This is a genomic window from Caulobacter sp. Root1472, from assembly GCF_001426985.1.
Classification (GTDB): Bacteria; Pseudomonadota; Alphaproteobacteria; order Caulobacterales; family Caulobacteraceae; genus Caulobacter; species Caulobacter rhizosphaerae.
The window spans coordinates 1-13,905 of record NZ_LMFX01000023.1 but is presented as its reverse complement, the minus strand read 5'-3'; the positions used below and the strand labels follow the sequence as shown (position 1 = coordinate 13,905).

General features: G+C 69.0%; 13 protein-coding genes. 8 read left to right on the top strand and 5 right to left on the bottom strand.

Annotated elements, in window-relative coordinates; translation table 11 throughout:
• Positions 1 to 52 precede the first annotated feature (52 nt).
• Genes ASD47_RS15035 through ASD47_RS15025 form a run of 3 tightly spaced genes read left to right on the top strand, consistent with a single transcriptional unit; the run spans position 53 to position 2,206 of the window.
• Positions 53 to 1,582 (top strand): UbiD family decarboxylase, encoded by a 1,530-nt coding sequence (locus tag ASD47_RS15035; protein ID WP_056758132.1) that lies wholly within the window; start codon positions 53 to 55, stop codon positions 1,580 to 1,582.
• Positions 1,583 to 1,625: 43 nt separating this feature from the next.
• The gene (locus ASD47_RS15030) at positions 1,626 to 1,892 is read left to right on the top strand and encodes an AbrB/MazE/SpoVT family DNA-binding domain-containing protein (RefSeq protein WP_056758129.1); all 267 of its coding nucleotides are present in this window, start codon (positions 1,626 to 1,628) and stop codon (positions 1,890 to 1,892) included.
• Positions 1,886 to 2,206, top strand: a complete 321-nt coding sequence (locus tag ASD47_RS15025) for a type II toxin-antitoxin system PemK/MazF family toxin (RefSeq protein ID WP_056758127.1) — start codon at positions 1,886 to 1,888, stop codon at positions 2,204 to 2,206. The genes ASD47_RS15030 and ASD47_RS15025 overlap by 7 nt, the downstream gene beginning before the upstream one ends.
• An 11-nt stretch (positions 2,207 to 2,217) precedes the next feature.
• On the opposite strand, the gene ASD47_RS15020 is transcribed toward ASD47_RS15025, so the two are convergent.
• On the bottom strand, positions 2,218 to 3,024 hold the full coding sequence (locus ASD47_RS15020) for a DUF817 domain-containing protein (RefSeq protein WP_369800316.1): 807 nt from the start codon (positions 3,022 to 3,024) through the stop codon (positions 2,218 to 2,220).
• A 63-nt stretch (positions 3,025 to 3,087) separates the two neighbouring features.
• Here ASD47_RS15020 and hisI point away from each other — a divergent pair, with 63 nt between their 5' ends.
• The 3 genes from hisI to ASD47_RS15005 all read left to right on the top strand — a co-directional run bounded on the left by hisI (position 3,088) and on the right by ASD47_RS15005 (position 5,127).
• Positions 3,088 to 3,489: a phosphoribosyl-AMP cyclohydrolase gene (hisI, locus tag ASD47_RS15015; protein WP_056758124.1), complete on the top strand. Its 402-nt coding sequence runs from the start codon at positions 3,088 to 3,090 to the stop codon at positions 3,487 to 3,489.
• Between the two features lie 162 nt (positions 3,490 to 3,651).
• Positions 3,652 to 4,458: a hypothetical protein gene (locus tag ASD47_RS15010; protein WP_056758121.1), complete on the top strand. Its 807-nt coding sequence runs from the start codon at positions 3,652 to 3,654 to the stop codon at positions 4,456 to 4,458.
• Positions 4,459 to 4,497: 39 nt separating this feature from the next.
• Positions 4,498 to 5,127, top strand: a complete 630-nt coding sequence (locus ASD47_RS15005) for a LysE family translocator (protein WP_056758118.1) — start codon at positions 4,498 to 4,500, stop codon at positions 5,125 to 5,127.
• Positions 5,128 to 5,245: 118 nt separating this feature from the next.
• On the opposite strand, the gene ASD47_RS15000 is transcribed toward ASD47_RS15005, so the two are convergent.
• On the bottom strand, positions 5,246 to 5,884 hold the full coding sequence (locus tag ASD47_RS15000) for a TetR family transcriptional regulator (protein ID WP_056758115.1): 639 nt from the start codon (positions 5,882 to 5,884) through the stop codon (positions 5,246 to 5,248).
• Between the two features lie 92 nt (positions 5,885 to 5,976).
• Here ASD47_RS15000 and ASD47_RS14995 point away from each other — a divergent pair, with 92 nt between their 5' ends.
• On the top strand, positions 5,977 to 6,642 hold the full coding sequence (locus ASD47_RS14995) for an O-methyltransferase (RefSeq protein WP_056758112.1): 666 nt from the start codon (positions 5,977 to 5,979) through the stop codon (positions 6,640 to 6,642).
• A gap of 67 nt (positions 6,643 to 6,709) precedes the next feature.
• Here ASD47_RS14995 and ASD47_RS14990 read toward each other — a convergent pair whose 3' ends face one another.
• Together ASD47_RS14990 and ASD47_RS14985 are read right to left on the bottom strand one after the other, a co-directional pair.
• Positions 6,710 to 8,419, bottom strand: a complete 1,710-nt coding sequence (locus ASD47_RS14990; protein ID WP_056758109.1) for an alkaline phosphatase — start codon at positions 8,417 to 8,419, stop codon at positions 6,710 to 6,712.
• A 130-nt stretch (positions 8,420 to 8,549) separates the two neighbouring features.
• Positions 8,550 to 11,060: a TonB-dependent receptor gene (locus ASD47_RS14985; RefSeq protein ID WP_056758107.1), complete on the bottom strand. Its 2,511-nt coding sequence runs from the start codon at positions 11,058 to 11,060 to the stop codon at positions 8,550 to 8,552.
• Between the two features lie 96 nt (positions 11,061 to 11,156).
• Between ASD47_RS14985 and ASD47_RS14980 the strand changes: the two genes are divergently transcribed.
• Positions 11,157 to 12,212 carry an RluA family pseudouridine synthase gene (locus ASD47_RS14980; protein WP_082564628.1) on the top strand — a complete coding sequence of 352 codons (1,056 nt, stop codon included), beginning with the start codon at positions 11,157 to 11,159 and terminating at the stop codon, positions 12,210 to 12,212.
• Between the two features lie 187 nt (positions 12,213 to 12,399).
• Here the strand turns inward: ASD47_RS14980 and ASD47_RS14975 are convergent, their stop codons facing one another.
• Positions 12,400 to 13,836, bottom strand: coding sequence for an IS1182 family transposase (locus tag ASD47_RS14975; protein ID WP_235525892.1), 1,437 nt, complete (start codon positions 13,834 to 13,836; stop codon positions 12,400 to 12,402).
• Positions 13,837 to 13,905: the final 69 nt, after the last annotated feature.

The following is a 13,905-nucleotide window of genomic DNA, read 5'->3' as shown; positions in this document are numbered from 1 at the left end:
ACCGTCGCGCTCCTTTGCAGGGTCGGGGTCCTCCGGACCCCCGGAGCGAACCATGGCCTATCGCAGTTTGCGCGAATTCATCGACGTCCTCGAGGCGAAGGGCGAGCTGGTGCGGGTGACCGAGCCGGTGTCGACCGTGCTGGAGATGACCGAGATCCAGACGCGCCTGCTGGCCACGGGCGGGCCGGCGGTGCTGTTCGAGAACGTCGTGCTGCCCGACGGGTCGCGCTCGCCCATGCCGGCCCTGGCCAACCTGTTCGGCACGGTCAAGCGCGTGGCCATGGGCGTCACCCTGGGCGGCGAGCCGCGCACCACGGCCGGCGAGCTGCGCGAGGTCGGCGAGCTGTTGGCCTTCCTGCGCCAGCCCCAGCCGCCCAAGGGCCTGAAGGACGCCCTGGACATGCTGCCCCTCGCCAAGACCGTGATGGCCATGCGGCCGGGCACGGTGAAGAAGGCCCCGGTGCAGGAGGTGGTGCTGACCGGCGACCAGATCGACCTGACCAGGCTGCCGGTCCAGACCTGCTGGCCGGGCGAGCCGGCGCCGCTGATCACCTGGCCGCTGGTGGTCACCAAGGGCCCGGGCAAGGACCGCGAGGACGACTTCAACCTGGGCATCTACCGGATGCAGGTGCTTTCCAAGGACCGCTGCATCATGCGCTGGCTGGCCCACCGCGGCGGGGCCCAGCACTACGCCCGCCACAAGAAGGCGGGCAACCGCGAGCCCCTGCCCGCCTGCGCCGTGCTGGGCGCCGATCCGGGCACCATCCTGGCCGCCGTGACGCCGGTGCCCGACACCCTGAGCGAATACCAGTTCGCCGGCCTGCTGCGCGGCGCCAAGGTCGACCTGGTCCCGGCCAAGACCGTGCCTCTGATGGTCCCCGCCCACGCCGAGATCGTGCTCGAAGGCCACGTCCTGCTCGACGAATATGCCGACGAGGGCCCCTACGGCGACCACACCGGCTACTACAACAGCGTCGAGACGTTCCCGATCTTCCAGGTGACCGCGATCACCATGAGGAAGAACCCGATCTACCTGACCACCTTCACGGGGCGACCGCCGGACGAACCGTCCGTGCTCGGAGAAGCCTTGAACGAGGTGTTCATCCCGCTGATCCGCCAGCAGTTCCCCGAGATCGTCGACTTCTGGCTGCCGCCCGAGGGCTGCAGCTACCGCATCGCCGTGGTGTCGATGAAGAAGGCCTATCCGGGCCACGCCAAGCGGGTGATGCTGGGCGTCTGGAGCTATCTGCGCCAGTTCATGTACACCAAGTGGGTGATCGTCGTGGACCACGACATCAACGCCCGCGACTGGAAGGACGTGATGTGGGCGATCAGCACCAAGATGGACCCGGCCCGGGACATCACGGTGATCGAGAACACCCCCATCGACTATCTCGACTTCGCCAGCCCCGAGAGCGGCCTGGGCAGCAAGATCGGCCTGGACGCCACCGACAAGCTGCCGCCCGAGACTCATCGCGAATGGGGAAACGAGATCCGCATGGACCAGAGCGTGATCGACGCGGTCAGCGAGAAGTGGGCGCGGCTGGGGTTGCCGGGGGACGGCAAGCCGATCTGGAAGTAGCGGCCAAAGAATGTTATAACTCCGTTCTAACGGAGACGGCCTCATGCGATCCTCGGTGCGCAAGATCGGCAATTCGGCCGGGGTGATCCTACCCAAGCCCTTCCTCGCCAGTATCGGCGCGGAGGCGGGCGATCCCGTGGACGTGACGATGGAAGACGACCGCATCATCATCGTGGCGGCACCGAAAAAGCATCCGCGCGACGGCTGGGAAGAAGAAGCCCGCGCGATGGCGGAAGCCGGCGCCGACGGGCTCGTCTGGCCAGAATTCGGCAATGATTTCGACGACGAGGAATGGGACGGCGAATGGTGACCCGGGGAGAGGTCTGGCTCGCCAACTTCGATCCGACCGTCGGCCACGAAATCCAGAAGACCCGACCGTGCGTCGTCATCTCGCCCGACGAACTGAACAAGGTCGTGCGGACGATCCTGGTCGCGCCGATGACCACCGGCGGCTGGGCCACGTCGTTCCGCGTGCCGGTGGTGTTCAACGGCAAGGATGGCCTGATCGTGCCGGATCAGATGCGTTCCATTGATCGCCGCCGCCTGCGCAAGAAGCTGGGCGCGCTGGCCGCCGACGATCTCGAAACCTTGCTCGGTGTCATACGGACGATCTTCGAAACCTGATCGACAGGTCATCACGCCCGCCTCGGCCGATGCACCGCGGTCACCAGGACGTAGCTGAGCAGCATCAGCAGGTACCAGGCGCCCAGCTTGGCGGGCGACACCAGGGTCCAGCCGTGGCGCTGGCTGGGATAGGCCCAGGCGCCGGCCAGCGTGCCCAGGTTCTCCGCGAACCAGATGAACAGGGCGACCAGTCCGAAGCCCAGCAGCAGCGGCATGCGGCGCGGCGTCCGGTCGGGCGTGAACGTCACCCAGGTGCGACCGAACAGCAGGACGGACGCCGCGAACAGGCCGATCCGGATGTCGGGCCCATAGTGGTGGGTGAAGAAGTTCAGGTAGGCCAGAACCGCCAAGGTCCAGGTCGTCCAGGCGGGCGGGTAACGTACGAAGCGGAAGTCCATCAGCCGCCAGACGCGGGCGATGTAGCTGCCGATGCAGGCGTACATGAAGCCGCTGAACAGCGGCACGCCGCCGATCTTCAGCAGGCCGGGCTCCGGATAGATCCACGAACCGTGGGCGGTCTTGAACACCTCCATGACGGTGCCGACGACATGGAAGACCGCGATCACCGCCGCCTCGTCCCAGCGCTCCAGCCTCAGGGCCAGCAAGGCGACCTGGATGGTCAGGGCGGCGAGGACGAGGACGTCGTAGCGCGCTAGCGGCGCTGCAGAGGGCCACCACGGGTGCGTGCCGACGATCAGGGCCAGCATCAGCCCGCCGAACAGGCAGGCCCAGGCCTGTTTGAGGCCGAACAGCAGGAACTCGTAGGCCCAGCCGTTGAGGCGCGCGCGCTCGGCCCACGGCCTCGCCCAGGCGTCCAGGGCCGCGACCTGGTTCTTGATCCAAGCTTTGACGCCCGGCGAGGGGGCGCCATATGTCGTCCCATGACGTCGCAGATCTTCCCGCCCGCCGCCGACAAGACCGCCCTGGAGCGCGGCGCCGCGATCACGCCGCGCTTCGACGCCGGCGGCCTGGTCGCCGCCATCGCCCAACACGCCGACACCGGCGAGATCCTGATGTTCGCCTGGATGAACGACGAGGCCCTGAAGCTGACCCTGGACACCGGGATCGCCCACTATTTCAGCCGCTCGCGTAACAGCCTGTGGAAGAAGGGCGAGACCAGCGGCCAGCTGCAGGTCGTCACCGAGCTGCGGATCGACTGCGACCAGGACGCCGTGCTGATCAAGGTCCGGCCGCAAGGCGACGGCGGCGCCTGCCACGTGGGCTTCCGCTCGTGCTTCTACCGCGTCTGGGAGAACGACGCGCTGGTCGAGCGCGAGGCTTAGGGCTCTTCTCATCCCGCCAGCCTGCCCGGCCCGCATCGAGCCGGCGGCCAGGGAACGTGCAGATCGCGTGAAGACCGGCGGTCGAAGAACGCGGGTACGCTGGCGTTACAGGCGACGGGATCTGTGGCATCGTCGTCCTGGGGACTGACGGGGGCGCGACACATGACCGAAGCGGCTTTGCGAACCGGTGCGAAGGCCAACGCCTCGCACCAATTCTATTTCGCCATGGCGTTGACCTGCCTGGCCATCGCGGTGCTCGGCTTCATGCCGACCTATTTCCTGCCCATGGCCCAGGGCCGGTTCAGGGCCGAGCCCCTGGTTCATATCCACGGCCTGGTGCTGTTCTCGTGGATGGCGCTGTTCTGCACCCAGACCTGGCTGGTGGCCCAGGGCAAGACCGTCGCCCACCGCACCTGGGGCATGCTGGGCGTGGCCATCGCCACCGCCATGGTGTTCGTGGTCACCGCCGTCGTCTCGCTGCGGGTCGCCCAGGCCTCGCTGCCCGGCCAGCCCGAGGGCCTGGCCCATCACGTGCGCGCCTTCGCCTGGGTCAGCATGGGCGGGATCGGCTTCTTCGCCGTGCTTTTCATCCTGGCGATCGTCAACATCAGGCGGCCGGAGACCCACAAGCGCCTGCTGCTGCTGGCCACGATCTCGATGCTGGGCGCGCCGATCGCCCGCTGGTTCCTGACCTTCCTGGCCCCGCACGGCGGGCCGCCGCCAACCCCGCCGCCCGGCCTGCCCCTGGTGGGCGCGCCGCCGGTCTTCGTGGCCGTCCCGCCGGCCCTGCTCGGCGACCTGCTGCTGTTCCTGGCGATGTGGGTCGACTGGCGCACGCGCGGACGTCCTCATCCGGTCTATCTGATCGGCGGAGCGGCCATGCTGGTGCTGCACTTGACCCAGGTCCCCGTCGCCGAATCGCCGGCCTGGCAGGCGATCGCCGCCGCCATCGGCCGCATCGCGGGCTGAGCGCTTGCGTCGAGCCGGGGCGCGGCGGACAAGGTCGGCATGACCACCGCCCAGTCCCTGATCGCCTTCGCCGTGGCCGCCGGCCTGCTGACCATCACGCCGGGCCTGGACACCGCCCTGGTGCTGCGCACGGCCGCCGCCGAGGGCTGGCGGCGCGCGAGCGCCGTGGCCGTCGGGATCGGCCTGGGCTGCCTGGCCTGGGGCGCGGCGGCGGCGTTCGGGGCCGGCGCCCTGCTGGTGGCGTCGCACGCCGCCTACACGATCCTGAAGTGGGCGGGCGCGGCCTATCTGGTCTGGCTGGGCATTGGCCTGCTGCGCGAGCCGCGCGCCGCCTTCGACACCGGCGCGGGCGATGCTCCGCCGGCCGGCGGCCTGGCCGCGGCGCTGGCCAAGGGCTTCTGGAACAACCTGCTGAATCCCAAGGTCGGGGTGTTCTACGTGTCGTTCCTGCCGCAGTTCATCCCCGCCGACGCCAGCCCCGCCGCCTTCGGCCTGCTGCTGGCGTCGATGCACGTGGTCATGGGCCTGGCCTGGGCCGGCGGCCTGATCCTGGCCACCGCGCCGATCGCCAAGGCCCTGCGCAGGCCCGGCGTGGTCAAGTGGCTGGACCGGGTGACCGGCGGCGTGTTCGTGGCGTTCGGCGTACGGATCGCGCTGGAGCGGCGGTAGGGTGCGCGGGGCGAAAACCTCGTCCTTCGACAAGCTCAGGATGAGGATTTCTACTGAATCGCCTCACCACTAGCCCTCATCCTGAGCCTGTCGAAGGACGAGGGCGGCCCCTCGGCGTCTACGCCGCGCCAGCCTCCAGCGCCCGCAGATAGGCCTGGAACATGTCGGCCATGGCGTCGCTGTAGGCCGCGATCTCGGCCTCCGTTCGCGGCGTTTCCGAGAAGTCCTTGCCCACCTGGCTGAGCGTGGCCTTGATCAGGTCGCCGGCCAGGACCCGCCGGGTCTCCGAGACTCTAGGCAGCGCCTCGCGCAGGAAGCCCTGGACGATGTCGGCGCCCGCCGCCTTGGCGTCCTGGGCCTCGGGCGCGTCGCGATAGAGCGGAGCGGCGTCGTTGAGCGCCACCCGCATTTCGGCTTCCTCGCATTCGGAGCGGATGAAGGCGTGGACCAGGGTGCGCAGCCGCTCGAACGGCGGGCGGTCGACGTCCTCGAGGATGGCGCGCAGCAGGCCGGTGGTCTGGCGCCATTCGTCGCTCTGCAGCCGGAAAAGGATCGCGGCCTTGTTGGGGAAGTACTGATAGACCGAGCCGACGCTGACCCCGGCCTTTTCGGCGACCCGCGCGGTGGTGAAGCGCCCCGCGCCCTCCTTGGCCAAAACCTGAACAGCGGCCTCCAGAATGGCGGAAACGAGTTCGGTCGAGCGGGCCTGGCGAGGCTGCTTTCGTGAGGAAATCCGGGGGCTTGGGCGTTCGCTCATCGGGGCCTGGGGCGATGCGAATAGTCAATCTGACGAATTAGTCGCATTTCTTGAGGCGGCGCAAGGACGCGCCTTTCAGACCGGAATTTCCCATGAACACCCTGACCACCGCCCCGGTGGCGCCCCTGCTGGATCGTCTGTTCGAGGAAGCCGACGCCGCCTCGCCGATGAGCAGTCCCCTGGCGGCGGCCCTGTCGGTCGAACAGCATCGGCGTCTGATGCAGAGCAAGACCGACTATCTCGACTTCTACAGCCAGATGAAGGACTTCCCCCTGGCCGTCTCGCGCGAGACCGGCCTGCTGCTCTACATGCTGGCCCGCAGCGGCGGCGCCCGCACGATCGTCGAGTTCGGGACCTCGTTCGGAATCTCGACCCTCTACCTGGCCGCGGCCCTGCGCGACAACGGCGGCGGCGTGCTGATCACCAGCGAGTTCGAACCGTCCAAGATCGAGCGGGCCCGGGGCAACCTGACGGCCGGCGGCCTGATCGACCTGGTGGAGATCCGCCAGGGCGACGCCTTGCAGACGCTGAGCGTCGACCTGCCCGAAACCATCGACCTGCTGCTGCTGGACGGCGCCAAGGCTCTGTATCCCGACATCCTCGGCCTGGTGGAAAGCCGCCTGCGGCCGGGCGCCCTGATCGTCGCCGACAACGCCGACTACAGTCCCGACTACCTGGCGCGCGTGCGCTCTCCGGCGTCGGGCTACCTGTCCACGCCGTTCGCCGAGGACGTCGAGCTGTCCATGCGGATCGGCTGAGGGCGAGACCGGAGATATCAAATAGATCCGCTCATCCCGGCGAATGCCAGGATGAGCGGACTGAAAATCACCCCGCCGCCAGCGCCTTGACCCCGCCGCCGTCGCCTGGCGTCACCACGAACCGCTTCAGCACCCGCGTCTGGTACTGGGGATCGAGGATCGTCGACACCGCGACCAGCTCGCCCGTCGCCTTGCCGTGCTCAAGGGTCAGCAGCAGGAAGCCCTTGGCGGCCTGGTCGGTGAACTTCACCTCCTTGTTGCGGGCCACATAGGCGGTGTCGAGCGGAACGCCGGGCAGGTAGTCGCCATAGCCGGGCGAGGTCACCGAGGTGACCCCGAACTCGGCCGCCACCCGCGCGGCGCCGGCGTCGTCCCACAGTTCGTTGACCCAGAAGGCGTGGCTGTCGCCCGACAGCACGATGGGCCGGGCCTTGTAGGCCTTGAAGATGTCATGGACCCGGGCCCGGTCGGCCGGATAGCCGTCCCAGGCGTCCAGATTGCCGGGCAGGCCGGCCTGGGACAGGCCCCGGCTCTCCTCGACCGGCTTGGCGACGTAGTCGGGCAGCTTGGACAGCAGGGCGGCGTAGGCCGCCTCGCCCATGGTCGCTTTCAGGTCGGGCGGGACCACCCGGGCCATCACCACCTGGTTGCCCAGCACCTGCCAGGCCGTGCCGGCCTTCATCGAGGCGTCGATCTCGCGGGCCAGCCATTGCTCCTGGCCCTGGCCCATCATTCGCCGGTCGGGGTCGTTGAGCTTGGCGGCGAAGGCGGCCATGTCGGGCTTGCCGTCCGCCCCCGCCAGGTCGCGACCGTAGTCCAGCTGGTGGGTGCGGGCCGTCAGCCGGGTCTCGGTCATCAGCAGGGTGGCGACGTCGCCGAACTGGAAGCGCCGCCAGCACGCCTCCGGCAGGGTCCCGGGCGCCGGTTCGCGGATCGGCATCCACTCGTAATAGGCCTTGATCCCGGCCACCTTGCGCTTGGCCCAGTCGCCCTCGATGGCGGACTGGTGGTTCTCGGCCCCGCCGATCCAGCTGTTGTCGGCGGTCTCGTGGTCGTCCCAGACCACGATCCAGGGCGCGCGGGCGTGGGCGGCCTGCTGGGCGGGGTCGGTCTTGTAGAGGGCGTGGCGGCGGCGGTAGTCGGCCAGGCTGAGCAGTTCGCGCGGCGGATCGGGCGCGCGGGTCTTGGCGGTCGGTGAGTCCATGCCGTAGTCGCCGGGCGCGGCGCCGTACTCGTAGATGTAGTCCCCCAGGTGCAACACGGCGTCGACGCGCGGCAGCTTGGCGATGGCGTCATAGGCGTTGAAATAGCCGTTTGGGTAGAGGGCGCACGAGACCACGGCCAGGACGACGTCCCGGACCTGGCCCTTGGGCAGGGTGCGCGTGCGGCCGCCCACGGCCTTGCCGAACGGCTTGCCCTTCCGGACATACCGGAAGCGGTAGAAGTAGTCGGTCCCCGGCTTCAGGCCGGTCACGTCGACCTTGACCGTATAGTCCCGGGCCGCGACGGCGGTGGCCTGGCCCTGGCGGACGATGGCCTTGAAGCCGGGATCGGTCGCCACGTCCCAGCGCACGGCGATCGGCGCGGTCGTGGCCTCGGCCGTGATCCGAGTCCACAGCACCACCCGGTCCTCCAGCGGATCGCCCGAGGCCACGCCGTGCAGGAAGGCGGCCCGGCCCGCGAACAGGCCCCGCGGGGCCGCCGCCATCGCCTCGCCGGCCGCGCTCGCGCCGCCCAGGCCGAAAAGGGCCAGGGCCCTGCGTCTGTCGATGGTCATGCTCAACTCCCCGAGGGCGCCGCTTGGTCGTCTCGCGCGTCGCCGCAGAGACAACAGCGGAATGATGATGTCTGTCCAGCCGGGCCGTCGGGGACAGGCGCCGCGCCTGTCCCCGACGGCGAGCGGCCGCCTATCGCCGCAGCGAGAACGTCACGCCGTAATAGCGCGGATTGCCGGCGATGAAGGTCGGGATGCCGAAGCTGTCGCCCGTATTGCCGGCGTCCTTGATGTACTTCTCGTCGGTGGCGTTGGTGACGAAGGCCCCGACCTTCCAGCGGGCGAACGACGGCTGGTATTCCAGGCGCAGGTCCAGCAGGCCGTAGCTGTTCTGGAACTCGTCCTGCACCAGGTCGGGGAGCAGGTTGTGTTGCTGCAGGGCCGGGATGTCGTTGTCGTCGTCGAAGAAGGGCTTGGACTGCCAGGCGTAGATCGGCGTGAAGGTGAAGCGGCCGTTCAGCAGGTCGGCGTGCAGGCTGGCGCCCAGCGAGACCTTGTGGTCCGGCGACAGGCGGAAGCGGTTGCCGTCGCGGATGCCGGCCTTGAAGCGCCCGTGGTTGTAGCCGTAGGTCGCGAACACCTCGGCGAAGCTGGCGGCCTGCCAGGTGGCCTGGCCCTCGAAGCCGTAGCTCTCGGCCTTGCCGGCGTTGGTGGTGATGATCTGGGCGCCTTCGCGCACATTCGTCTGGAAGTTGTCGTAGCTGTAGAAGTAGACCGCGCCCTCCACATTGAGCCGTCCGTCCAGCAGGCGGCTCTTGGCGCCGGCCTCGTAGCTGTCGACGGTCTCGGCCGCCACCGGCGTGAACTTGCCCGGCGACATCGGCGCGCTAGGCGCGGCCGAGGACAGCACCTTGGGTCGGCGGCCGCGGGCGTAGGACGCATAGAGGCTGGCGTCGGGCGTCACCGCGTAGCGGCCGACCAGGCGCCAGGTCAGGCCGTCGTCGGTGAAGTCCTGGGTCGAGACCTGGCCGTTGCCGGTGGTCGGCTGGGCGAACAGGCCGAACATCGGGACCGGATAGGCCGCCGAGGTCGGGATGTTGGCCGCGCCCGGAACCGCCAGGGCCCCGAGGATCGCCTGACGCGTCGCCGGCGCCTGGCTCAGGGCGCCGATCGTCCCGCCCAGGATCGAGCGCTGGCTGACCTGCGAGGCGACGCCGCTGGACTTGTCGTCATTGGTGTAGCGCAGGCCGGCCGACAGCTCGAAGCGGTCGGTCACATGCCAGGTGGCGTCGCCATAGACGTCCCACGACTTGGTCGCGCCATAGTTGGTGAACTGCTCGGTGTGGACGCCCAGATTGCTGGCGATGCCCTGGGCGACCGCGCCGGTCGCCGCGCCGCCGGTCAGGCCGGTGACCAGGGCCGAGAGGAAGGTGGTGTTGGTCAGCACCGCCGTTGGCTGCGGATTGGGCTTGGTCAGCTGGCCGGTCAGCAGGGCCAGGGCGTAGCGCTCATCAAACTGCAGCGGCACGCGGGTCCGGGCCTCCTCATCGAAATAGCTGACGCCGCCGAACCAGCTGACCTTGCCGCCGTTGTCGTAGTTCAGGCGCAGTTCCTGGCTGTATTGCCGGCCGCGCGCGTCCTCGGCGAACACGAACATCGGCAGCGAGAAGCCGTCCGGGTCGAACACCTCGTCGCTGGCGAAGTGCCGGGCGGCGGTGATCGACGACAGGGTCCAGGCGTCGTTGAAACGATAGTCGACCAGGGCCGTCGCGCCCTGCACGAAGCGCTTGAGGCCCAGGGGCGCGCCGCCCTCGAAGCCGTAGCCGCTGGACAGGCCGGCCGGGCTGTTGGGGTCGCGATCGCCCAGGGCCTGGCCAGTGGCGATGTTGGTCGGGTTGTAGCTGTTGGACTTGAACGCCGTGCCGGTCGGATGGTCGGCCTCGTAGTTGAGGATCAGGTCGGCGTCGAGCCTGGCGGTCGGCGACCAGTGGGCCGACAGGCGCAGGGCGCCGGTGTCGGTCGAGCCCAAGTTGGGGCCGCCCAGCACGTTCTCGATGGCGCCGTCGCGCTCCTTGTAGCGGCCGGCCAGGCGGAGGGCGAAGGTGTCGCTCAGCGGCACGTTGGCCATGCCCTCGAACAGGCCGTAGCCGTGGTCGCCCAGCTCGGCGCCGACCCGCCAGTCCAGGGCCTTGAGATCGGCCTTGTTCTGGATGATGTTGACCGCCCCGATCATCGCGCCTCGCCCGAACAGGGTCGACTGCGGGCCCTTGGCCACCTCGATGCGCTGAACGTCGAACAGCTCGACATACGAACCGCGCGACTTGGAGATCGACACGCCGTCCTGGAACACCGAGACCCGCGGCTCGACCGTGGCCTCGCCGCTGTCGGAGGTGATGCCGCGCATCACGAAGCCGGGGTTGTTGGGCGATTGGTTCTGGACCTGGAAGCCGGGGACGAAGGCCGACAGCTTGTCGAACTCCTGCACGCCCAGCCGCTCCAGCATGGCGCCCGAATAGGCCGTCAGGGCGATCGGCACGTCCAGCGCCTTCTGCTCGCGCTTCTGGGCGGTGACGATCAGTTCCTCGACCTGGCCGTCGACCGGCTCCGCGGCCGGAGCGCCGGGCTCGGCGGCGTGGGCCGCGCCGGCGCAGAGCGCCAGGCCGCTGACGGCGGTCATGAGCAAGGTGGTGCGGAACACGCGCATCGACTATCCCCTTCGGACGCAAGACAAGAACCGGAGCCGTTAGGCGCAGGCGGTGTCCGCGATACGACAGACCCATGACGGAGCCATGAACACGCCTTGATCCCGCCGCCCGACCCGATCCCGCCGCTCGTCGACGACGAGGCCGACGACCTGGACGTCCCCGAGGCGGGCGCCGGCGGCGGCGAGGTGGTGCGGATCGCGCTGGGTCCGGACCTGGCCGGCCAGCGGCTGGACAAGGCCTTGGCGACCGCCGCCCCGGACCTGTCGCGCGCCCGGCTGCAGGCCCTGATCGCGGCCGGCCAGGTGTCGCTGGTCGTCGAGGGGGCCGCGCCGCGCCCGATGGCCGACGGCAAGGCCAAGGCGCCGGCCGGGGTCTACACGGTGCTGGTCCCGCCGCCGATCGCGGCGGAGCCCGAGCCCGAGGCCATCCCCCTGGCCGTGCTCTACGAAGACGCCCACCTGATCGTCATCGACAAGCCGCCCGGCATGGCCGCCCATCCGGCCCCCGGCTGCGAGACCGGCACCCTGGTCAACGCCCTGCTGTTCCACTGCGGGGCCAGCCTGTCGGGGATCGGCGGCGTGGCGCGGCCCGGCATCGTCCACCGGCTGGACAAGGAGACCTCGGGGGTGATGGTGGCGGCCAAGACCGACGCCGCCCACCAGGGGCTGTCGGCCCTGTTCGCCCGGCACGACATCGACCGCATGTACCTGGCCCTGGTCCGCGGGGCGCCGCAGCCGCCCGCCGCCACGATCACCACCCAGCTGGGCCGCTCGCCCGGCGACCGCAAGAAGATGGCGGTGCTGAAGTCTGGCGGCCGCGAGGCGATCACCCACTATCGGGTAGAGAAGACGTTCGGCGGCGACAGGCCCATGGCCGCCCGCGTCGCCTGCCGGCTGGAGACCGGCCGCACCCACCAGATCCGCGTGCACCTGGCCAGCAAGGGCAGCCCCTGCCTGGGCGACCCGGTCTATGGTGCCGGCGCCCCGGCCGCGCCGGTCAAGGCGGCGCTCAGCGAGATCGGCTTCTCCCGCCAGGCCCTGCACGCCGCCGTGCTGGGCTTCGTCCACCCGATCACCGGCGAAACCCTGCGGTTCGAGACCCCCCTGCCGCCGGACATGGCGGCGCTGGAAGTCGCCCTTGAGGCTTTGTAATTCCGAGGCTGCTTTCGACCGAGGCTGTGTAAAAACCCTCTAACCGCTGCGCCCCTGCGAGAGAGCATGAGCGTGGCGCGAGGCCGGCGTCAGGCCTGGATCGCCTTCATCAGCGGNCGAGGCTGTGTAAAAACCCTCTAACCGCTGCGCCCCTGCGAGAGAGCATGAGCGTGGCGCGAGGCCGGCGTCAGGCCTGGATCGCCTTCATCAGCGGTCCGACACCCATGATGGCGATCACTCGCTTGAGGTTATAGGCCAGGACGTGGAGGCCTATTTCGGTCTTCACGTTGGGCAGGCGCTTCATCAGGAAGTGTGTCGATCCCATCCAGGCCTTGATCGTGCCGAAGGGGTGTTCGACGGTCCGCCTTCGCTGGCGCATGGCGCCGGGCGTCAGGTCCATCCGCCTTTGCATGGCGTCGATGACCGCCTCATGCTCCCAGCGGGTCACGCGCCGCTCCTTGCTGGTCGTGCACTGGGGCTTGAGGGCGCAGCTCTGACAGCTGGCCAGATCCCAGTAGCGGTGCAGGGTCAGCCCTTTCTCGACGCTCGTCATGTGACGCGGCAGCAGCGCGCCCGAGGGACAGCGGTAGACGTCCTGCTCGGGCAGATAGACGAAGTCCTGCTTGCCGAACCGGCCATCGGCCTTGGCCCCGGAGGTCAGGGGCCTGGGCACGTAGGGCGTCACGCCCAGGGTCTCGCAGGCCAGGATCTCCTCGCCAGAGAAGTAGCCGCGGTCGGCCAGCACATCGAGGGCTTCAACGCCCAGAGCATCCTTGGCCTGCGCGGCCATTGACGAGAGCTGCTGGCGATCGCTGCCGGTCATGATCACGTCGTGGGCGACGATCAGGTGATGCTCGGCGTCGACGGCGGACTGGACGTTGTAGCCGACCATGCCGCTGCCACGTCCGCTGGTGGCCATCGACCGGGCGTCGGGATCGGTCAGTGAGACCTGGCCGTCGGGAGAGGCCGCGATCTTGGCTTCCATGGTCTGCAGCCAGCGCATCTGCTCGCGGAGCCGCTCGACCTTCTCCTTCAGGCGTTCCGATCGCGTCTCGGCGGCCTCACCCTCCTGACGGTCAGCGGTGTCCAGGTCGCGCAGATAGCCGGCGATGTGCTCGGCCACTTGCTCCAGGCGCTTSTTGAGYTTGTWGGCYGTGAAGTTCTTGTCGCGCGTGTTGACCGCCTTGAACTTGCTGCCGTCGATGGCGGCCAGGGCCGCGCCGAACAGGCCGATCTGCCGGCACAGCACCACGAACTGGGCGCAGGCCGCCTGGATCGCTGGGCCGTTATCCTTTCTGAAGTCGGCGATGGTCTTGTGGTCGGGCGCCAGCCGGCCCGTCAGCCACATCAGCTCGACATTGCGCCGCGCCTCGCGTTCCAGCCGGCGGCTGGACTGCACCTTGTTCAGGTAGCCATAGACGTAGAGCTTGAGCAGCATGGCCGGATGATAGGCCGGACGTCCTGTCGCCGCCGGCATCACTTCGAAGCCCAGCGACGCCAGATCCATCTCGTCGACGAAGACATCGACCACACGTACCGGGTTCTCCTCGGCCACGTAGTCGTCCAGACATTCGGGAAGCAGCGTCGGCTGTCGGCGATCACAACCCTCAACGAAGCGGCTCAACTCCACCTCCCGACTGCTACTCCAGCATCAGGATTCTAGCCGATTTGGCGGTGTTTTCACACAGCCTCG

Coding starts and splice junctions, on each gene's coding strand:
- ASD47_RS15035 (WP_056758132.1), top strand. CDS start 53: ATGGCCTATCGCAGTTTGCGCGAATTCATCGACGTCCTCGAGGCGAAG.
- ASD47_RS15030 (WP_056758129.1), top strand. CDS start 1,626: ATGCGATCCTCGGTGCGCAAGATCGGCAATTCGGCCGGGGTGATCCTA.
- ASD47_RS15025 (WP_056758127.1), top strand. CDS start 1,886: ATGGTGACCCGGGGAGAGGTCTGGCTCGCCAACTTCGATCCGACCGTC.
- hisI (WP_056758124.1), top strand. CDS start 3,088: ATGACGTCGCAGATCTTCCCGCCCGCCGCCGACAAGACCGCCCTGGAG.
- ASD47_RS15010 (WP_056758121.1), top strand. CDS start 3,652: ATGACCGAAGCGGCTTTGCGAACCGGTGCGAAGGCCAACGCCTCGCAC.
- ASD47_RS15005 (WP_056758118.1), top strand. CDS start 4,498: ATGACCACCGCCCAGTCCCTGATCGCCTTCGCCGTGGCCGCCGGCCTG.
- ASD47_RS15000 (WP_056758115.1), bottom strand. CDS start 5,884: ATGAGCGAACGCCCAAGCCCCCGGATTTCCTCACGAAAGCAGCCTCGC.
- ASD47_RS14995 (WP_056758112.1), top strand. CDS start 5,977: ATGAACACCCTGACCACCGCCCCGGTGGCGCCCCTGCTGGATCGTCTG.
- ASD47_RS14990 (WP_056758109.1), bottom strand. CDS start 8,419: ATGACCATCGACAGACGCAGGGCCCTGGCCCTTTTCGGCCTGGGCGGC.
- ASD47_RS14985 (WP_056758107.1), bottom strand. CDS start 11,060: ATGCGCGTGTTCCGCACCACCTTGCTCATGACCGCCGTCAGCGGCCTG.